Source organism: Streptococcus mitis (genome assembly GCF_022137125.1).
In the GTDB taxonomy this organism is placed as follows: domain Bacteria; phylum Bacillota; class Bacilli; order Lactobacillales; family Streptococcaceae; genus Streptococcus; species Streptococcus mitis_CE.
In genome coordinates, this window is sequence record NZ_JAKNEQ010000001.1 from 306,203 (window position 1) to 326,896 (window position 20,694).

Sequence of the window (20,694 nt, forward strand, 5' to 3'; positions counted from 1 at the left end):
TCTCTCAATTTTTCTTATTCTCCAATATTTTCAAAAAATCAGAAGGCTAGGATGCTCTGTTTGCTGGGATTTTTAATACAAGTAATCTTCTCGAGTTTGAAAATTATCCTATGTTTGCAGGTGCCAAATGGCCCTTTTTTTGGTATAATTTTTTATAATGAAAACGATTGGTAATCGCTATGTTGTGGTTGATTTAGAGGCAACTAGCACAGGTAGTAAGGCTAAAATTATCCAAGTGGGAATTGTTGTGATTGAGGATGGAAAAATCGTTGATCACTATACGACGGATGTCAATCCACATGAACCCTTGGATGCTCATATCAAAGAACTGACAGGATTGACAGATCAACGTCTGACGCAAGCACCTGATTTTTCGCAAGTTGCTAGAAAAATCTTTGACTTGGTAGAGGATGGGATTTTTGTAGCCCATAATGTTCAGTTTGATGCCAATCTCTTGGCGGAAAATTTATTTTTTGAAGGCTATGAACTAAAAAATCCTCGTGTTGACACGGTCGAATTGGCTCAGGTCTTTTTCCCTGAACTGGAAAAATATAGTTTGCCGATATTGTGTCGAGAATTAGGAATTCCTCTTAAACACGCTCACACAGCCCTTTCAGATGCCCAAGCTACTGCGGAATTACTCTTATTTCTACGGGAAAAGATGGCCCAGCTTCCTAAAGGTCTCTTGGAACGCTTGCTGGAAATGGCTGACGCCCTCCTATACGAGTCCTACCTGGTTATTGAAGAAATTTATCGAAACAAATCTATCCTGAGTTCACCAGACTTGGTCGAAGTTCAAGGACTGTATTTCAAGAAAACTGGAGCTCCCCTGGAGCCACGAAAACTATCCCAAGATTTTTCTAAAAATATTTCTCTGTTAAATCTTGAAGTGAGGGAGGAGCAAGAAAGTTTTGCTAGAGAGGTTGGCTTGCTATTGAAAGATGAGCCTGTCTCATTAATTCAAGCACCGACAGGGATTGGGAAAACCTATGGCTATCTCTTATCCGCTTTATCTCAAGCCAAAGAGCGTCAAATTGTTCTTAGTGTTCCGACAAAGATTCTTCAAAATCAGATCATGGAAGAAGAAGGTAAACGTCTTAAGGATGTGTTCCATATAGATATTCATAGTTTAAAGGGACCACACAATTATCTGAAGTTGGATGCCTTTTATCGTTCCTTGCAGGAAAATGATGAAAATCGCTTATTTAGACGCTTTAAAATGCAACTCTTGGTCTGGCTGACTGAGACAGAGACAGGAGATTTTGATGAAATTGGTCAACTCTACCGTTACCAACATTTTCTAACAGATCTTCGTCATGACGGGAATTTATCATCTCAAAGCTTATTTGTGACGGAAGATTTTTGGAAACGTAGTCAAGAAAGGGCACAAACATGCAAGCTTTTAGTGACCAATCATGCCTATCTTGTAACCAGACTGGAAGATAATCCTGAATTTGTCAGCGACCGTTTATTGATTATTGATGAAGTTCAAAAGATATTGTTGGCTCTAGAAAATCTGCTTCAAGAGACCTACGATATCCAGTCTATTATCGATTTGCTTGATAAGGCTTTAGTAGGAGAAGAAAACAGGATTCAACAACGAATATTAGAAAGTATTCGCTTTGAGTGCTTCTACTTGATAGAACAATTTCAGTCTGGAAAATCTAGGAAAAATATCTTAGATTCTCTTGCCAATCTCCACCAGTATTTTTCAGAATTAGAGGTAGAAGGCTTTGAGGAGCTGGTTCGCTATTTTACAGCTGACCGAGACTACTGGCTTGAAGCAATTGAAACGAGTCAAAAGAAAATTCAAATTTCTTCTACGAAATCAGGACGTATTCTCCTATCTTCTTTAGTACCTAATTCATGTCAAGTCTTGGGAGTATCGGCTACTCTTGAGATTAGTCAGAGAGTTTCTTTGGCAGACCTTTTGGGTTATCCTGAAGCTAAATTTGTCAAGGTTGAAGCTCATAAAAAACAGGATCAAGAAGTGGTCTTGGTCAAAGATTTTCCCCTGGTAACAGAAACATCCTTAGAAGTTTATGCTCAAGAGGTAGCTGATCTGCTGATGGATGTTCAAGATTTCCAGCAACCGATTTTAGTTCTCTTTACTGCTAAAGACATGCTTCTAGCAGTATCGGATTTACTTCCAGTTAGCCACTTGGCCCAGTATAAAAATGGGGATGTTCATCAGCTTAAGAAACGCTTTGAAAAAGGTGAACAACAAATCCTGCTAGGTGCAGCAAGTTTCTGGGAGGGAGTTGATTTTTCAAGTCATCCTTTTGTGATTCAAGTTGTACCAAGACTACCTTTCCAAAATCCTCAAGAACCCTTGACGAAAAAGATCAATCAGGAACTGAATCAGGAAGGGAAAAATGCCTTTTATGATTATCAGTTGCCAATGGCCATTATTCGTTTAAAGCAAGCTTTGGGAAGAAGTATGAGACGCGAACACCAACGTTCCTTAACTCTTATTTTGGATAGGAGAATTGTCGGAAAGCGATATGGCAAACAAATTGTGACTTCTCTAGCAAAAGAAGCGACCGTTAAAACCGTCTCTCGATCCGAAGTTGATGAGGCTATTGATAAATTTTTAAATGAACTTTGATAAATAATATTGTATGAAAGTATAAGGTTAGTATATATGAAACGTTCTCTCGACTCTAGAGTCGATTATAGTTTGCTCTTGCCAGTATTTTTTCTACTGGTTATTGGCGTGGTGGCTATTTATATAGCTGTTAGTCATGATTATCCAAACAATATTTTGCCCATTTTAGGGCAGCAGGTCGCCTGGATCGCCATGGGACTTGTGATTGGTTTTATCGTCATGCTCTTTAATACAGAATTTCTTTGGAAAGTGACCCCCTTTCTATATATGTTAGGCTTGGGACTTATGGTTTTACCGATTGTCTTTTATAATCCAAGCTTAGTTGCATCAACGGGTGCCAAAAACTGGGTATCGGTAAATGGTGTTACCTTGTTCCAACCGTCAGAATTTATGAAGATATCCTATATCCTCATGTTGGCTCGTGTGATTGTCCAGTTTACCAAAAAACATAAGGAATGGAGACGCACAGTTCCGCTGGACTTCTTGTTGATTTTCTGGATGATTCTCTTTACCATTCCAGTCCTAGTTCTTTTGGCACTTCAAAGTGACTTGGGGACGGCCTTAGTTTTTGTGGCTATTTTCTCAGGAATCGTTTTATTATCGGGCGTTTCTTGGAAAATTATTATCCCAGTATTTGTGACTGCTGTAACAGGAATTGCTGGTTTTCTAGCCATCTTTATCAGCAAGGACGGTCGGGCTTTTCTCCATCAACTGGGCATGCCGACCTACCAAATTAATCGTATCTTGGCTTGGCTTAATCCATTTGACTTTGCCCAAACAACCACTTACCAACAGGCTCAAGGACAGATTGCCATTGGAAGCGGTGGCTTATTTGGTCAAGGATTTAATGCTTCGAATCTGCTTATTCCAGTTAGAGAGTCGGATATGATTTTCACGGTCATTGCAGAAGATTTTGGCTTTATTGGCTCTGTCCTTGTTATCGCCCTTTATCTCATGCTGATTTACCGTATGTTGAAGATTACTCTTAGATCAAATAACCAGTTCTACACCTATATTTCCACAGGTTTGATTATGATGTTGCTCTTCCATATCTTTGAGAATATCGGTGCCGTGACAGGTTTGCTTCCTTTGACGGGTATTCCCTTGCCTTTTATTTCTCAAGGGGGATCGGCTATTATCAGTAATCTGATTGGTGTGGGCTTACTTTTATCTATGAGTTACCAGACCAATCTAGCTGAAGAAAAGAGCGGAAAAGTCCCATTCAAGCGGAAAAAGGTTGTATTAAAACAAATCAAATAAGGAGAAAATCATGGTAAAAGTAGCAGTTATGTTGGCTCAGGGCTTTGAAGAAATTGAAGCTTTGACAGTTGTGGATGTTTTGCGTCGGGCAAATATCACTTGTGATATGGTTGGGTTTGAAGAGCAAGTGACTGGTTCGCATGCAATCCAAGTCAGAGCAGATCGTGTCTTTGATGGTGATTTATCAGACTATGATATGGTTGTTCTTCCTGGCGGCATGCCTGGTTCTGCACATTTGCGCGATAATCAGGCCTTGATTCAAGAGTTGCAAAGCTTCGAGCAAGAAGGAAAAAAACTAGCAGCCATTTGTGCTGCGCCAATTGCCCTCAATCAAGCAGGGCTATTGAAAAACAAGCAGTACACTTGTTATGATGGTGTTCAAGAGCAAATTTTTGATGGTCACTACGTCAAGGAAACAGTAGTGGTAGATGGTCAATTGACAACCAGTCGAGGCCCCTCAACAGCCCTTGCCTTTGCCTACGAGTTGGTGGAGCAATTAGGAGGATATGCAGAGACTTTACGAACAGGAATGCTCTATCGAGATGTCTTTGGTAAAAATCAGTAAAACGGGAGTTAAACTCTCGTTTTTTTATGTGGAAAACTCAGGGAAATCATCGCTTTTTTCATAAAAAAATGCTATAATGAAGGGTATGAAATATCACGATTATATCTGGGATTTAGGTGGAACTTTACTGGATAATTACGAAACTTCAACAGCTGCATTTGTTGAAACATTGGCATTGTATGGCATCACACAAGACCATGACAGTGTCTATCAGGCTTTAAAGGTTTCTACTGATTTTGCGATTGAGACATTCGCTCCCAACTTAGAGAATTTTTTAGAAAAATATAAGGAAAATGAAGCCAGAGAGCTTGAACATCCGATTTTGTTTGATGGAGTTTCTGATTTATTGAAAGATATCTCCAATCAAGGTGGCCGTCATTTTTTGGTTTCTCATCGAAATGATCAGGTCTTGGAAATTTTAGAAAAAACCTCTATAGCAGCTTATTTTACAGAAGTGGTGACTTCTAACTCAGGCTTTAAGAGAAAACCAGATCCTGAATCCATGATTTATTTAAGAGAAAAATATCAAATTAGTTCAGGCCTTGTCATTGGTGATCGACCGATTGATATCGAAGCCGGGCAAGCTGCAGGACTAGCTACCCACTTGTTTACCAGTATCGTGAATTTAAGACAAGTATTAGACATGTAAGAAAAAGGAATAAGATGACAGAAGAAATCAAAAATCTGCAGGCACAAGATTATGATGCCAGTCAAATTCAAGTTTTAGAGGGCTTAGAGGCTGTTCGTATGCGTCCAGGGATGTATATCGGGTCAACTTCAAAAGAAGGTCTACACCATCTAGTCTGGGAAATTGTTGATAACTCAATTGACGAGGCCTTGGCAGGATTTGCTAGCCATATTCAAGTCTTTATTGAGCCAGATAATTCGATTACAGTTGTTGATGATGGACGTGGTATCCCAGTCGATATTCAGGAAAAAACAGGTCGACCTGCCGTTGAGACTGTCTTTACTGTTCTTCACGCTGGAGGAAAGTTTGGCGGTGGCGGATATAAGGTCTCAGGTGGTCTTCACGGAGTGGGGTCCTCAGTTGTTAACGCCCTTTCAACTCAATTAGATGTTCATGTCCACAAAAATGGTAAGATTCATTACCAAGAATACCGTCGTGGTCATGTTGTCGCAGACCTTGAGGTGGTTGGAGATACGGATAAAACTGGAACAACAGTTCACTTTATACCGGATCCAGAAATTTTCACTGAAACAACAACTTTTGATTTTGATAAATTAAATAAACGGATTCAAGAGTTGGCCTTTCTAAATCGTGGTCTTCAAATCTCCATCACAGATAAGCGTGAGGGGCTAGAACAAACTAAGCATTACCACTATGAAGGTGGGATTGCTAGCTACGTTGAATATATCAACGAGAACAAGGATGTTATCTTTGATACACCAATTTACACAGATGGTGAAATGGATGATATCACGGTTGAAGTAGCCATGCAGTACACAACGGGTTACCATGAAAATGTCATGAGTTTCGCCAATAATATTCATACCCATGAAGGTGGAACGCATGAACAAGGTTTCCGTACAGCCTTGACACGTGTTATCAACGATTATGCTCGTAAAAATAAGTTACTGAAAGACAATGAAGACAACCTAACAGGGGAAGATGTTCGTGAAGGATTAACTGCTGTTATCTCAGTTAAACACCCAAATCCACAGTTTGAAGGACAAACCAAGACCAAATTGGGAAATAGCGAAGTGGTCAAGATTACCAATCGTCTCTTCAGCGATGCCTTCTCTGATTTCCTTATGGAGAATCCTCAAATTGCAAAACGCATTGTAGAAAAAGGAATTCTAGCTGCTAAGGCTCGTGTGGCTGCCAAGCGTGCGCGAGAAGTCACTCGTAAAAAATCTGGTTTGGAAATTTCCAACCTTCCAGGGAAACTAGCAGACTGTTCTTCTAACAATCCTGCGGAAACAGAACTCTTCATCGTCGAAGGAGACTCAGCTGGTGGATCAGCAAAATCTGGTCGTAACCGTGAATTTCAGGCAATTCTTCCAATCCGCGGTAAGATTTTGAACGTTGAAAAGGCAAGTATGGATAAGATTCTAGCTAACGAAGAAATTCGTAGTCTTTTCACAGCGATGGGAACAGGATTTGGTGCAGAATTTGATGTTTCAAAAGCTCGTTACCAAAAACTTGTTTTGATGACCGATGCCGATGTCGATGGAGCCCACATTCGTACTCTTCTTTTAACCTTGATTTATCGTTATATGAAACCAATCCTAGAAGCTGGTTATGTTTATATCGCCCAACCTCCAATCTATGGTGTCAAGGTTGGAAGCGAGATTAAAGAATATATCCAGCCAGGAGCAGACCAAGAAATTAAACTCCAAGAAGCCTTAGCCCGCCACAGTGAAGGTCGTGCCAAACCAACTATTCAGAGGTATAAAGGTCTTGGTGAAATGGACGATCATCAGTTATGGGAAACAACCATGGATCCCGAGCATCGCTTGATGGCTAGAGTTTCTGTGGATGATGCTGCAGAAGCAGATAAAATCTTTGATATGTTGATGGGGGATCGAGTAGAGCCTCGTCGTGAATTTATCGAAGAAAATGCCGTCTATAGTACACTTGATGTCTAAAAAATCGGGAGAAGTAGTTCCCTTGGTCTAAAAAATATGATATAATCATTACGATTGTTTCAAGTAAAAAAGGAGTTTAATATGTCTGATAGTCTAGTAGTATATCTTATAATTGCAATTGCAATTATATTGCTGATTTCATATGCTATAGCAATTTATGTACGGAAACGCAATGAAAGTAAATTAGCAATTTTAGAAGAGAAAAAAGAAGAGCTGTACAATCTTCCAGTTAATGATGAAGTTGAAGCTGTAAAAAATATGCACTTGATTGGACAAAGTCAAGTGACTTTCCGTGAATGGAACCAAAAATGGGTTGACCTATCTCTTAACTCTTTTGCCGATATCGAAAATAATCTTTTCGAGGCAGAAGGTTATAACAATTCATTCCGTTTTTTCAAGGCTAGTCATCAAATTGACCAAATCGAGAGCCAAATTACCTTGATTGAAGAAGATATTGCGGCAATTCGCAATGCCTTGGCTGATTTGGAGAAACAAGAGTCTAAAAATAGTGGACGTGTTCTTCATACCTTGGACTTGTTTGAAGAGTTGCAACACCGAGTGGCTGATCATTCTGAAGAATATGGCCAAGGTTTATCTGAAATCGAAAAACAATTGGAAAATATCCAATCAGAGTTTTCTCAGTTTGTTACTTTGAACACTTCAGGTGACCCAGTAGAAGCTGCTGTGATTTTGGATAATGCTGAAAATCATATCTTGGCTTTGAGTCACATTGTTGACCGCCTGCCAGCGATTGTAAAAACATTATCTAAAGAGCTACCTGATCAATTGGAAGATTTGGAGGATGGTTACCGTAAGCTTTTAGATGCTAACTATCATTTTGCTGAAACGGATATTGAATCTCGCTTCCAATTGCTTTATGAATCTTTGAAGAAAAACCACGAAAATATTGCACAATTAGAGTTGGATAATGCTGAGTATGAAAATACTCAAGTTCAAGAAGAAATCAATTCACTCTATGATATCTTTACACGAGAAATCGCTGCTCAAAAAGTAGTAGAAGGCTTAGTTGCAACTCTTCCTACATATTTGAAACACATGAAAGATAGTAATGCTGTTTTAGTGGAAGATATTCAACGATTGAGTAACAATTACCTACTATCTGAAACGGATGTTAGTCATGTTCATAGATTACAAGCTGAGTTAGAATCTTTAGAAGAATCTGTATTGGAACTAACTTCTGAACAAGAGGAACATTCTGAACCTTATTCATTCCTTGAAGAACGTTTGGAAAACTTACAAGCTACTTTGAAGGAAATTGAAGATGAACAAGTTGAGGTTAGTCAACGTCTTGCTCAGATTGAAAAAGATGATATCAATGCTCGCCAGAAGGCAAATGTTTATGTTAATCGTCTTCACACAATTAAGAGATATATGGAAAAACGCAATCTTCCAGGTATTCCTCAGAATTTCTTACAGTTGTTCTTTACAGCAAGTAACCATACTGAAGAGTTGATGGCTGAACTAGAAGAAGCTCGGGTCAATATAGAAGCTGTGAACCGGATGCTTGAAATTGCAACAAATGATATAGAAGCACTTGAAGAAGAAACCTATAATATTGTTCAATATGCAACGTTGACAGAACAATTGCTACAGTATTCGAACCGTTACCGCTCATTTGATGAACGAATTCAAGAAGCCTTTAATGAATCATTAGAAATTTTTGAAAAAGAATTTGATTATCATGCTTCATTTGATAAGATTTCGCAAGCTTTGGAAGTTGCAGAACCAGGTGTAACCAACCGTTTTGTCACTTCATACGAAAAAACACGTGAGACGATTCGTTTCTAACATAATAAAAAAGATTTGGTTCTGTGGTAAGCAGCACCAAATCTTTTTTATTTATTTATTGTTTTTAAAAATGCCCAGTTACCAATTGATTTTGATCCGTATTCTAGATCCATAAAGTCCAGTAATACATAATCGTTTTTTTCGTAGAATGAGACATTTCTAGCTGTACTAGTTATGAGTCCCAAGTGTTTACAGCCTTTTGATTTGACATAAGGTTCAATCCCTTGTGTCAGAAAAGTACTGCCTATTCCCTGCCCCTTACTTTCTATATTGACAGCTAAGGCCATCAAATACCAATCAAACTCTCCAGATTTTTCTAAATGCTTTTTGGAACGTTTTACAAAGTCAAAGTATTTAAGGAGATTTTGTGGTCGAATGTAGCGAAAAATGTTTGTTCCTCCATTTCGTAGATAGGATAGTATACAGAAATCTTTTTGTTGCAAAAGGGCGACTGCAAGTAAGTCTCCATCCTGTTCCGCAATTAAACAGTTTCCCTTCTTAATATAGACTCTAGTAAGCAGAATTTGCAACGTTTCTACAAAAGCAGGATAGGAGTCAGGTTTCTTCAAATCATCAGTTATAATCGTTAAAAAGGGATAGTCAAGAAAGGAATTGGCTAATAATTTTCCAATTTTTTCGCTTTCTTCAATTCTTGCCTCTCTATATATGATGTCTCCCATGTTTGTCTCCTTAATTATCTACAAAATCTTGTATGACAAGATTTTATAGATAAAAAATTGGAGATGATTTAAAAAGCTAAATAAACCTAATTTTGTTCCATAAGGTTCAAAGCACTTTCTAATCTCTCCAAGATTTTATTTGGTCGGAATTGAAATTCCAATTAATTTTTCTGAATAGAGGGTTTTGATATTGGCCTCATCAATAGAGTCCTTATCAATTTTACGTTTCAAGAAAAATTCTTGAATAGCTTCGATTTCAGGTTCTCGAATAGCGCGGTGTTTGTTTGAGATGAGGATTTCATAGTGAAGCGGAGCTTGGGTAAAAATAACATCGGTATTCCCTGCAGAATAGACCTCAACAAGGGTTGCGTCTGTACTTTCTAGCTGGCTTTTAACAAGTTGCGAGTGTGAGTTTGTCGTATTGATTAGCTTCATAACATTTCCTCCGATTTTCTAATTCTATTATAGCACTTTTTGAATAAAGTGGCTGGATTTAGTCAATCTTATGCTGTTTTTTCCATGATTGGATTGCCCATTTATGGCTACCACGTTTGAGATTTTCAATAGCTTCATCAATAGGGAACCAGGCAATATGATTAAAGTCTTCTAGTGGCTTTTGCACTTCTTTGAAAGAAGTTGCTTCATAGAGGTAGGCAGGATTGTAGTAGTAGGTGTCACGATGACGAGAGTAGAAATATTCGTCAGCTTGTCCGTAATAGGCACCAATTTCAGCTGTGAAGCCAAGCTCTTCAATCAATTCACGTTTTAGGGCTTCTTGATGATTTTCACCTGCTTCAATTTCACCACCAGGTAAGAACCAAGCGCCATTGGGTGCTTGAACAAGAACAATTTGTTTTTGTTCAGCATCAGGTATAACTGCATATACGCCATAGCGTGAAACATAGTCTGTATTCGCTTTTTTTTCTCCGAAAGTTGGGTTTGCCATTGCATTTTCCTCATTATCTATTATCTTTATTATTATCTTAATGGACAAAGGCCTAGCTGTCAAGAATTTATAGTTATTTTAGTAAAAAGGAGCAGAAAATTTTCATTTTCTACTCCTTTTCTATAGGATTTATACTTCTTTTTCAGAAGTCTTTACTTCAGCTTTTTTGGCAGATTTGATTTGAATGTTGCCCTTGCTGGTCATAACTGCCTTTAGGTCTTTTTCGCTTGGATTTTCAAGGTAGTAGTCAGTGATTGCGTCCTCAATATAGTCTTGAATAGTACGACGAAGTGGGCGTGCTCCCATTTTTGGATCATAACCGAGGTCAACTAATTTTTCCTTGACCTTTTCAGTTACATCTAAATGAATGTTGTTGCTAGAAAGGCGCTTGTTAACGTCTGCTAGCATAAGCTCGACAATCTGAAGGAGGTTGTCCTTGCTGAGAGCCTTAAATTCGATAATACCATCAAAACGGTTCATAAACTCTGGGCTAAAGAAGTTACCGAGTTCACCGAGAACAGAATTGGTACGTCCTTCGCGAGCTGCCCCAAATCCAACGCTGGCTTCGGCTTTTCCAGTCCCAGCATTTGAAGTCATGATGATGATGGCGTCCTTGAAGCTAACGGTACGTCCTTGCCCATCTGTCAAACGACCATCGTCTAAGACCTGGAGGAACATATGCATGACATCTGGATGAGCTTTCTCTACTTCATCTAAGAGAATAAGAGAGTAGGGATTGCGGCGGATTTTTTCAGTTAATTGCCCAGCCTCATCGTAGCCAACATAACCTGGAGGGGCGCCGACCAACTTAGCCACGCTGTGTTTTTCCATGTATTCGCTCATGTCAAAGCGTATCATGCTGTCAGCAGAACCAAAAAGTTCAATGGCTAGTTGTTTGGAAAGTTCTGTCTTACCGACACCAGTTGGCCCGACAAAGAGGAAGCTTCCAATTGGACGGTTAGGAGTACCGAGACCGACACGATTCCGGCGAATAGCCTTGGCAATCTTATCGACAGCATCGTCTTGTCCAATAACATGCGACTTGAGATCTTCGGCTAGATGGATGAGTTGAGATTGTTCTTTCTCTTTCAAATCGCCAACAGGGATATTGGTTTTCTGCTCGATAATATGCTCAATGGTTTTTTCACTGATGATAGGAGTATCTTGGTCTGTGACCTTTTTCTTTTGCATTTCCTTATACTTGGCAATCTGGTCACGGAAGTAGGCGGCCTTCTCAAAATCTTCTTCTCGTGTAGCTTGAGATTTGAGATTTTCAGCCTCAATCAAGCGCTGATCTATCACTTTAGGATCGACAAAATTCAAGGTCAAGTTCATCTTAGAACCAGCTTCATCTAGGAGGTCAATGGCCTTGTCAGGTAAGAAGCGATCTTGGATGTAACGATTGGAAAGAGTTGCAGCTGCTTCGATAGCAGCATCGGTATATTGAACGTGGTGGTAGTCTTCGTATTTCTTTTGAATCCCTTTGAGGATAGTGATTGTTTCTTCCACTGTTGGTTCATCGACCTTAACAGGCTGCATACGACGTTCTAGGGCAGCATCCTTTTCAATGATACGGTATTCATTGAGGGTAGTAGCACCGACCAGTTGCAGTTCCCCACGAGCAAGGGCGGGCTTGAGGATATTTCCTGCATCCATATTGCCATCGCCCGCAGAACCAGCACCGACAATTTCATGGATTTCATCGATAAAGAGGATGATGTCCTCACGTTTGCGAATTTCTTCCATGAGTTTTTGCATGCGTTCTTCAAATTGTCCACGGATACCCGTTCCTTGAACTAGGCTAACCACATCCAGACGGATGACTTGTTTGCCTTGTAGTTTATGGGGAACATCTCCATCAACTATTTTCTGAGCTAGACCTTCGACAACGGCAGTTTTTCCGACACCTGGTTCACCGATAAGAACAGGATTATTCTTGGTTCTGCGATTGAGAATTTCTATGACACGGATAATCTCATCGTCGCGGCCAATAACGGGGTCAATATCTCCACGACGGGCAATTTCAGTTACGTTGATACCAAATTCTTCCAGCAGGCCTTTTTCTTGGCTTGGTGGAGGAGTTTGAGCAGGTCCACGATTTTGGGAACCATAACCGCCATTTCCACCGTAACCTCCACCTGATTGGGTTGGGGGAGTCGGAGGAGTATTGTTAGAAGGCCTGAAATTGTTTAGGTCATTGAAGAAATCACCAAAGGGATCAAAGTCACGATTGTTCAGATCCGTAATACCTTTAAAGAGGCTATTGTTAGGATCTGTCTTGATAATCTTATAGCAGTTTTGACAGAGGTCAATTTGTTTTTGCTTTCCATTGAGATTGGTATAAAGATGAATCGTTGAGTCATTGATTTTACAGTTTTGACAAAGCATACATCTACCTCATTTCTTTATTTAGCCTGACCTGTTTAATGGTCAAAAATAGTCAAATTTCTATACTCTCATTATAACAGGATTGGGGTGTAAAGCAAGTAAAAAGATTGCAGCTTTGAGAAGTTGTTACAATGAAAATTTTTGTGAGTTTAGACTATAAAAAAATCCTATTTGTGAGACAAAAAGGATTTTGGTTAGACATGCAGGGTGTAATCCCAGCTTGTTTTGTATTAGTAAAGGAGTTCGTAAATCTCCATTGCAATCAAGTCAATGCTGTCAAACGTATAAGTTTCGCGAGCTTCGACATCACGAAGGGTAAAGATTGAGCCGTTTTCTTCGTCGTGGCTGTATGCAACTTCTGCAACAACAACTCCTTCGCGTTCAAAATTACGTTTTAAATTTCCGCCGTCTTTTGCCATTGCTTCAAGGCGGTTGATGATTCTAACCAAATGTGATTCCATTTTGATTCTCCTTCATTTCTTATCGTTACTATTTTACCATAAAGGAGGCCAACTTGCCTAGAAAAAACTAAGATTTCTCGCTAATTCTACCATCTTAAAGATTTTTTGAATAAATTAGACAAAAGATTTGAATTTTAATTCAGTGCATGTTATAATCATACAGTATTCTATTTTAGAAAGCAGTGTGACTATGAATTTTTCTTTTTTACCAAAGTATTTACCTTATTTTAACTACGGGGCTGTCGTGACGGTTCTCATTTCTATCTGTGTGGTCTTTTTAGGAACCATTCTGGGTGTTGTCTTGGCTTTTGGGCAACGTTCAAAGTTTAAACCGCTTGTCTGGCTCGCCAACTTGTACGTTTGGATTTTCCGTGGGACACCGATGATGGTTCAGATTATGATTGCCTTTGCTCTTATGCATATCAATGCTCCGACTATTCAGGTTGGGATTTTAGGTGTTGACCTTTCTCGTCTGATTCCAGGGATTTTGATTATTTCTATGAACAGTGGTGCTTATGTTTCTGAGACTGTTCGGGCTGGGATTAATGCGGTTCCTAAGGGGCAGTTAGAGGCGGCCTATTCTTTAGGGATTCGTCCTAAAAATGCGATGCGCTATGTGATTTTGCCACAAGCTATCAAAAATATTTTGCCAGCATTGGGGAACGAATTTATCACTATTATCAAGGATAGTTCCCTCTTATCAGCTATCGGTGTTATGGAGTTGTGGAATGGAGCTACAACAGTTTCTACAACAACCTATCTACCTTTAACACCACTTTTATTTGCAGCCTTTTACTACTTGATTATGACCTCTATTTTGACAGTAGCCTTGAAAGCTTTTGAAAAACGAATGGAACAAGGAGATAAAAAATAATGACAGAGACCTTGATAAAAATTGAAAATTTACATAAATCTTTTGGAAAGAATGAAGTATTGAAGGGCATCAACCTCGAGATTAAAAGAGGAGAAGTTGTCGTTATCATTGGTCCTTCAGGAAGCGGAAAATCTACCTTGCTTCGTTCTATGAATTTGTTGGAAGAAGCAACAAAAGGGAAGGTTATCTTTGAGGGAGTTGATATTACGGACAAGAAGAATGACCTGTTTGCCATGCGTGAGAAGATGGGCATGGTTTTCCAACAATTTAATCTCTTTCCTAATATGACTGTGATGGAAAATATTACCTTGTCTCCTATCAAGACCAAAGGTGAAAGTAAGGAAGTTGCAGAGAAGAGAGCTAAGGAGCTTTTGGAAAAAGTTGGCTTACCAGATAAGGCAACTGCTTATCCACAGAGTTTGTCAGGTGGCCAGCAACAGCGGATTGCTATTGCGCGTGGCTTAGCTATGGAACCAGATGTTTTGCTCTTTGACGAGCCAACTTCAGCCCTGGACCCTGAAATGGTAGGTGAAGTGTTGGCTGTTATGCAAGACCTAGCCAAGTCAGGAATGACCATGGTTATCGTAACACATGAGATGGGATTTGCTCGTGAGGTGGCAGACCGTGTCATCTTTATGGCAGACGGTGTGGTTGTTGAAGACGGAACACCTGAACAGATTTTTGAACAAACTCAAGAACAACGGACTAAAGACTTCTTGAGTAAGGTTTTATAAGTTAGCTTTGTTTAGCTATTTGTAGCCAACTTTACATATAAAATATAGATTAATGAAAAGCTCGAACCGAGCTTTTTCTTATAGTTTGAAACTATAAGGTTGCCTAAGAAAGAAGTGTTAGAGGGGACCAACAGTTTTTGGTATAATGGAAGATATTTGAAAGAAAAGAGAAGTGATATGACACAGATTATTGATGGGAAGGCTCTAGCAGCTAAGTTACAAGGACAACTGGCTGAAAAGACTGAAAGATTAAAGGAAGAAACGGGGCTATTACCTGGTTTGGTAGTGATTTTGGTTGGGGACAATCCTGCCAGCCAAGTCTACGTTCGTAACAAGGAGAGGTCAGCCCTTGCGGCTGGTTTCCGTAGTGAAGTTGTGCGAGTTCCAGAGACCATTACTCAAGCGGAATTGTTAGACTTGATTGCCAAATACAATCAAGATCCAGCTTGGCATGGAATTTTGGTCCAGTTACCATTACCAAAACATATTGACGAAGAGGCAGTTTTATTAGCTATTGATCCTGAAAAGGACGTGGATGGTTTCCATCCTCTAAATATGGGGCGCCTTTGGTCTGGTCATCCAGTCATGATTCCATCAACACCTGCAGGGATTATGGAGATGTTTCATGAATATGGGATTGACTTGGAAGGTAAAAATGCGGTCGTCATCGGTCGTTCCAATATTGTTGGAAAACCTATGGCCCAGCTTCTTTTGGCAAAGAATGCGACAGTGACTTTGACCCACTCACGGACTCATAATCTTGCCAAGGTGGCTGCTAAAGCAGATATTCTGGTTGTTGCAATCGGTCGTGCTAAGTTTGTGACTGCTGACTTTGTAAAACCAGGTGCAGTTGTCATCGATGTCGGGATGAATCGTGATGAAAATGGTAAGCTCTGTGGGGATGTGGATTATGAGGCAGTTGCTCCACTTGCTAGCCATATTACACCAGTTCCTGGAGGTGTAGGTCCTATGACCATTACTATGCTGATGGAGCAAACTTATCAAGCAGCACTCCGGACATTGAATAGAAAATAAGAGAAAAATTTTCTGAGGAAAGTGTATTTTCTATAGCTATATCTAAAATGGCAGAAATGAATATTAAATTTTAGAAATAAGTTTATAAAAGGAGGTATGCGCCTCCTTTTTGTTGTATAATAAATGCGAGAGGAAAAACGATGAGAGTGATTGAGCAAGCATTATTAGAAAAAGTCATTATTGAACGTTCTCGTACCAGTCATAAAGGAGACTATGGCCGTCTGCTGTTGCTTGGTGGGACTTATCCTTATGGTGGTGCTATCATCATGGCTGCTTTGGCAGCTGTTAAAAGTGGAGCTGGTTTGGTGACCGTTGGAACAGATAGGGAAAATATCCTAGCTTTGCACAGTCATTTACCTGAGGCTATGGCCTTTTCTCTCCAAGACCAGCAATTGTTAAAAGAGCAATTGGAGAAGGCAGAAGTTGTCCTGCTGGGGCCTGGTTTACGAGACGATGCTTTTGGAGAAGAACTAGTAAAACAGGTCTTTGCTGGCTTAAAACAGAATCAGATTTTGATTGTAGACGGAGGGGCCTTAACCATCCTTGCTAGAACTAGATTATCATTTCCTTCGTGTCAGCTTATCTTAACTCCCCACCAAAAAGAATGGGAAAAACTGTCTGGAATTACTATTGAAAAGCAAAACGAAGATACAACAGCTAGTGCCCTGACTTCTTTCCCTCAAGGAACAATTTTGGTAGAAAAAGGTCCAGCTACTCGTATTTGGCAAGCTGGCCAATCTGATTATTACCAGTTACAGGTTGGCGGTCCCTATCAGGCGACTGGGGGAATGGGAGATACTCTTGCTGGAATGATTGCAGGATTTGCAGGCCAATTCCGACAGGCCAGTCTCTACGAACGTGTGGCAGTAGCAACCCATCTTCATTCAGCCATAGCCCAAGAACTAGCTCAAGAACATTATGTGGTCTTGCCGACGGAAATCAGCTCTTATCTGCCCAAAATAATAAAAAAAATATCTCAAAAAGGCACCTGATCGTTTCAGGCGCCTTTATATCTTTTAGAAAAATCCTTTAATCTTTCCAACGAGGCCATCTAGACCTTCTGAACCAGAAATCAACTGCTGAGCTTGGGAGAAGTATTCTCCAAGCTGTTCTTGATTTTCTGCAACAAATGTTTTTGCAGCTTCGAAATCTTTTGTTTCGATTAATTCTTTTACTTGATTAAACAAATCTAATGGGTTCATCTTATTTCTCCTTTTCTGTACTTACCTATTTAATCATCTTTATGATAAAAAATCAACTTTAATTTTTAAAGAGCTTTCGAAATCTAGATTTGGGAATTTTTGATCTGTATACAAGCATGGAGAAAGAAAATTAGAAATCATAGATAAAAATGTTCGGTTTTTTTTCAGTGTATCCATGAAATAAAAAGTGATACATGTTATAATAAAGTTAGCTCTTTAATGGAGGTGTTTGAGTGGAAAATCTGAAAAAAATGGCAGGTATCAAGGCTGCTGAGTTTGTCAAGGATGGAATGGTAGTCGGACTAGGAACGGGGTCTACTGCCTATTATTTTGTAGAAGAAATTGGTCGTCGGATTAAGGAAGAAGGGTTACAGATTACAGCTGTAACGACTTCTAGTGTGACTAGTAAACAGGCTGAAGGGCTTAATATCCCGCTCAAGTCTATTGACCAAGTAGATGTTGTCGATGTGACGGTTGATGGAGCGGATGAAGTGGATAGCCGGTTTAACGGAATCAAAGGCGGTGGTGGTGCCCTTCTGATGGAGAAGGTTGTAGCAACGCCCTCAAAAGAATATATTTGGGTAGTGGATGAAAGCAAGCTAGTCGAGAAACTGGGTGCTTTTAAATTGCCAGTAGAAGTGGTTCAGTATGGCGCAGAACAGGTCTTTCGTCGTTTTGAACGAGCTGGCTACAAACCAAGTTTCCGTGAAAAAGATGGCCAACGTTTTGTGACCGATATGCAGAACTTTATCATTGACCTTGCCTTGGATGTCATTGAAGATCCAATTGCCTTCGGGCAAGAATTGGACCATATCGTTGGTGTTGTAGAGCACGGCTTATTCAACCAAATGGTGGATAAGGTCATCGTTGCTGGACGAGATGGGGTTCAGATTTTAACTTCAACAAAAGCAAACTAATCAACATAATAAGGAGACACATTATGTCAAAATTTAATCGTATTCACTTGGTGGTACTAGATTCTGTAGGAATCGGTGCTGCACCAGATGCCAATAACTTTGTCAATGCAGGGGTTCCAGATGGAGCTTCTGACACATTAGGACACATTTCAAAAGCAGTTGGTTTGAATGTCCCAAACATGGCTAAAATTGGTCTTGGAAATATTCCTCGAGAAACTCCTCTTAAGACTGTTCCAGCTGAAAGCAATCCAACAGGATATGCAACAAAATTGGAAGAAGTATCTCTTGGTAAGGATACCATGACTGGACACTGGGAAATCATGGGCCTTAACATTACAGAACCTTTCGATACTTTCTGGAATGGATTCCCAGAAGAAATCTTGACAAAAATTGAAGAATTCTCAGGACGCAAGGTCATTCGTGAAGCTAACAAACCTTACTCAGGTACAGCCGTTATCGATGACTTTGGACCACGCCAGATGGAAACTGGGGAGTTGATTATCTATACTTCAGCTGACCCTGTTTTGCAAATTGCTGCCCACGAAGATATTATTCCTTTGGATGAATTGTACCGTATCTGTGAATACGCTCGTTCGATTACCCTTGAGCGCCCTGCCCTTCTAGGTCGCATCATTGCCCGTCCATATGTTGGTGAGCCAGGTAACTTCACTCGTACGGCAAATCGTCGTGACTTGGCCGTATCCCCATTTGCACCAACTGTTTTGGATAAATTGAATGAAGCAGGTATCGATACTTACGCTGTTGGTAAAATCAACGATATCTTTAACGGTGCAGGAATCAATCATGACATGGGACACAACAAGTCAAACAGCCACGGAATTGATACACTATTGCAGACCATGGGCCTTGCTGAATTTGAAAAAGGATTCTCATTCACAAACTTGGTTGACTTTGATGCCCTTTACGGCCACCGTCGTAATGCTCACGGCTACCGTGATTGTTTGCATGAGTTTGATGAGCGCTTGCCTGAAATTATCGCAGCAATGAGAGAGAACGACCTTCTCTTGATTACTGCGGACCATGGAAATGACCCAACGTATGCAGGAACAGACCACACTCGTGAATATATTCCATTGTTGGCCTACAGCCCTGCCTTTAAAGGAAATGGTGTCATTCCAGTAGGACATTTTGCAGATATCTCAGCGACTATTGCCGATAACTTTGGTGTTGAAACTGCCATGATTGGGGAAAGTTTCTTAGATAAATTGGTATAAGATGACGCGCTATGCTTTACTTGTTCGGGGCATTAATGTCGGTGGGAAAAATAAAGTTGTCATGGCGGAGCTTCGGCAAGAACTGACAGAGTTGGGACTGGAAAAAGTTGAAACCTACATCAACAGTGGCAATATTTTCTTTACTTCGACAGATCCCAAAGTCCGATTGGTTGAAAAGTTAGAGGCTTTCTTTGCAGTCCATTATCCATTTATTCAGAGCTTTTCTTTGCTGAGTCAGGAAGATTATGAAGAAGAGCTGAATAATCTGCCAGATTGGTGGATCAAAGATTTGGCACGAAAGGATTTCCTCTTTTACACTGAGGGATTGGATGTTGTTCAAGTCATTGAGACAGTTGAAAGTTTGGAATTGAAAGATGAAATCGTTCATTTTGGAAGACTTGGGATTTTCTGGGGGAAATTCTCTGAGGAATCCTACTATGCAACTGCCTATCACAAATACTTACTCAAGATGCCTTTTTATCGCAACATCACCATTCGTAATGCTAAAACTTTCGACAAAATCGGTCAAATGCTAAAAAACTAATAAAGGAGACACACAATGACATTTTTAGATAAAATCAATGAAACAGCTGCCTTCCTGAAAGACAAGGGAATCCAAGCACCTAAGTTCGGTCTAATCCTTGGATCAGGACTTGGAGAATTGGCAGAAGAAATCAAAAATCCAGTTGTAGTAGACTATGCAGATATTCCCAACTGGGGCCGTTCAACAGTAGTCGGTCACGCTGGTAAATTGGTATATGGAGAACTTGCAGGTCGCAAGGTCTTGGCTCTTCAAGGTCGTTTCCATTTCTACGAGGGAAATCCTCTTGAAGTCGTGACTTTCCCAGTACGTGTGATGAAAGTTCTCGGATGTGAAGGTGTCATTGTAACCAATGCAGCTGGCGGTATTGGATTTGGTCCTGGTACTTTGATGGCTATCTCAGACCATATCAATATGACGGGGCAAAACCCATTGATGGGTGAAAACTTGGATGATTTTGGTCCACGTTTCCCAGATATGTCTAAAGCCTACACACCAGAATACCGTGCTACTGCCCATGAAGTGGCTAAGAAACTTGGTATCAAGCTTGATGAAGGTGTCTATATCGGTGTTACTGGTCCGACATATGAAACACCTGCAGAGATTCGTGCCTATAAGACACTTGGAGCAGATGCAGTTGGTATGTCTACTGTTCCTGAAGTTATTGTTGCAGCTCACTCTGGCTTGAAAGTTCTAGGAATTTCATGTATTACTAACCATGCTGCAGGTTTCCAAGAAGAACTTAACCACGAAGAAGTTGTAGAAGTAACCGAACGTGTCAAAGGTGATTTCAAAGGCTTGCTTAAAGCGATTCTTGCAGAATTGTAAT

At 40.0% G+C, this 20,694-nt stretch carries 19 protein-coding genes and 1 pseudogene; 14 read left to right on the forward strand and 6 right to left on the reverse strand.

All coding sequences use genetic code 11. The features are described 5' to 3' along the window. Positions 1-157 precede the first annotated feature (157 nt). The 6 genes from L0P31_RS01535 to ezrA all read left to right on the forward strand — a co-directional run bounded on the left by L0P31_RS01535 (position 158) and on the right by ezrA (position 8,852). A complete protein-coding gene (locus tag L0P31_RS01535) occupies positions 158-2,608 on the forward strand; it encodes a bifunctional DnaQ family exonuclease/ATP-dependent helicase (RefSeq protein WP_238095450.1) in 2,451 nt (816 codons plus the stop codon). A gap of 36 nt (positions 2,609-2,644) precedes the next feature. Further along, on the forward strand, positions 2,645-3,868 hold the full coding sequence (locus L0P31_RS01540; RefSeq protein ID WP_238095451.1) for an FtsW/RodA/SpoVE family cell cycle protein: 1,224 nt from the start codon (positions 2,645-2,647) through the stop codon (positions 3,866-3,868). Between the two features lie 10 nt (positions 3,869-3,878). Next, positions 3,879-4,433, forward strand: coding sequence for a DJ-1 family glyoxalase III (locus L0P31_RS01545; protein ID WP_238095453.1), 555 nt, complete (start codon positions 3,879-3,881; stop codon positions 4,431-4,433). An 85-nt stretch (positions 4,434-4,518) separates the two neighbouring features. Further along, entirely contained in the window at positions 4,519-5,082 is a 564-nt protein-coding gene (locus L0P31_RS01550; protein WP_004239328.1) for an HAD family hydrolase, read from the forward strand. Positions 5,083-5,096: 14 nt separating this feature from the next. Further along, complete coding sequence (gene gyrB, locus L0P31_RS01555; RefSeq protein WP_000134056.1) at positions 5,097-7,043, forward strand: DNA topoisomerase (ATP-hydrolyzing) subunit B; 1,947 nt, start codon at positions 5,097-5,099, stop codon at positions 7,041-7,043. An 81-nt stretch (positions 7,044-7,124) separates the two neighbouring features. Then, a complete protein-coding gene (ezrA, locus tag L0P31_RS01560; RefSeq protein WP_001285178.1) occupies positions 7,125-8,852 on the forward strand; it encodes a septation ring formation regulator EzrA in 1,728 nt (575 codons plus the stop codon). A gap of 47 nt (positions 8,853-8,899) precedes the next feature. Here the strand turns inward: ezrA and L0P31_RS01565 are convergent, their stop codons facing one another. From L0P31_RS01565 to L0P31_RS01585, 5 genes are all read right to left on the reverse strand, one after another. Continuing rightward, the gene (locus L0P31_RS01565; RefSeq protein ID WP_024057987.1) at positions 8,900-9,532 is read right to left on the reverse strand and encodes a GNAT family N-acetyltransferase; all 633 of its coding nucleotides are present in this window, start codon (positions 9,530-9,532) and stop codon (positions 8,900-8,902) included. Between the two features lie 135 nt (positions 9,533-9,667). Continuing rightward, entirely contained in the window at positions 9,668-9,967 is a 300-nt protein-coding gene (locus L0P31_RS01570; protein WP_000767189.1) for a DUF1827 family protein, read from the reverse strand. A gap of 58 nt (positions 9,968-10,025) precedes the next feature. Next, positions 10,026-10,478, reverse strand: a complete 453-nt coding sequence (locus L0P31_RS01575; protein WP_020902950.1) for an NUDIX hydrolase — start codon at positions 10,476-10,478, stop codon at positions 10,026-10,028. 129 nt (positions 10,479-10,607) lie between these two features. Beyond that, entirely contained in the window at positions 10,608-12,866 is a 2,259-nt protein-coding gene (locus tag L0P31_RS01580; protein ID WP_238095455.1) for an ATP-dependent Clp protease ATP-binding subunit, read from the reverse strand. Positions 12,867-13,096: 230 nt separating this feature from the next. Further along, positions 13,097-13,327, reverse strand: coding sequence for a DUF1797 family protein (locus tag L0P31_RS01585; RefSeq protein ID WP_000443570.1), 231 nt, complete (start codon positions 13,325-13,327; stop codon positions 13,097-13,099). 190 nt (positions 13,328-13,517) lie between these two features. Here L0P31_RS01585 and L0P31_RS01590 point away from each other — a divergent pair, with 190 nt between their 5' ends. The 4 genes from L0P31_RS01590 (at position 13,518) to L0P31_RS01605 (ending at position 16,962) form a co-directional block, all read left to right on the forward strand. Beyond that, on the forward strand, positions 13,518-14,201 hold the full coding sequence (locus L0P31_RS01590; RefSeq protein ID WP_004256547.1) for an amino acid ABC transporter permease: 684 nt from the start codon (positions 13,518-13,520) through the stop codon (positions 14,199-14,201). Continuing rightward, on the forward strand, positions 14,201-14,935 hold the full coding sequence (locus L0P31_RS01595; RefSeq protein ID WP_004256549.1) for an amino acid ABC transporter ATP-binding protein: 735 nt from the start codon (positions 14,201-14,203) through the stop codon (positions 14,933-14,935). Before L0P31_RS01590 ends, L0P31_RS01595 begins: the two co-directional genes overlap by 1 nt. 177 nt (positions 14,936-15,112) lie before the next feature. Then, positions 15,113-15,970, forward strand: a complete 858-nt coding sequence (locus tag L0P31_RS01600; protein WP_317629438.1) for a bifunctional methylenetetrahydrofolate dehydrogenase/methenyltetrahydrofolate cyclohydrolase — start codon at positions 15,113-15,115, stop codon at positions 15,968-15,970. A gap of 140 nt (positions 15,971-16,110) precedes the next feature. After that, a complete protein-coding gene (locus L0P31_RS01605; protein WP_229294673.1) occupies positions 16,111-16,962 on the forward strand; it encodes an NAD(P)H-hydrate dehydratase in 852 nt (283 codons plus the stop codon). 24 nt (positions 16,963-16,986) lie between these two features. Here L0P31_RS01605 and L0P31_RS01610 read toward each other — a convergent pair whose 3' ends face one another. Beyond that, entirely contained in the window at positions 16,987-17,172 is a 186-nt protein-coding gene (locus tag L0P31_RS01610; protein WP_001068558.1) for a hypothetical protein, read from the reverse strand. 233 nt (positions 17,173-17,405) lie between these two features. Between L0P31_RS01610 and rpiA the strand changes: the two genes are divergently transcribed. From rpiA to L0P31_RS01630, 4 genes and pseudogenes are all read left to right on the forward strand, one after another. Next, on the forward strand, positions 17,406-18,089 hold the full coding sequence (gene rpiA, locus L0P31_RS01615) for a ribose-5-phosphate isomerase RpiA (RefSeq protein WP_000429276.1): 684 nt from the start codon (positions 17,406-17,408) through the stop codon (positions 18,087-18,089). A gap of 23 nt (positions 18,090-18,112) precedes the next feature. Beyond that, positions 18,113-19,324: a phosphopentomutase gene (locus tag L0P31_RS01620; RefSeq protein ID WP_229294674.1), complete on the forward strand. Its 1,212-nt coding sequence runs from the start codon at positions 18,113-18,115 to the stop codon at positions 19,322-19,324. 1 nt (position 19,325) lies between these two features. After that, positions 19,326-19,887, forward strand: a pseudogene (locus L0P31_RS01625) (DUF1697 domain-containing protein). Further along, positions 19,884-20,693, forward strand: coding sequence for a purine-nucleoside phosphorylase (locus tag L0P31_RS01630; RefSeq protein WP_238095459.1), 810 nt, complete (start codon positions 19,884-19,886; stop codon positions 20,691-20,693). The pseudogene L0P31_RS01625 and the gene L0P31_RS01630 overlap by 4 nt, the downstream one beginning before the upstream one ends. Position 20,694: the final 1 nt, after the last annotated feature.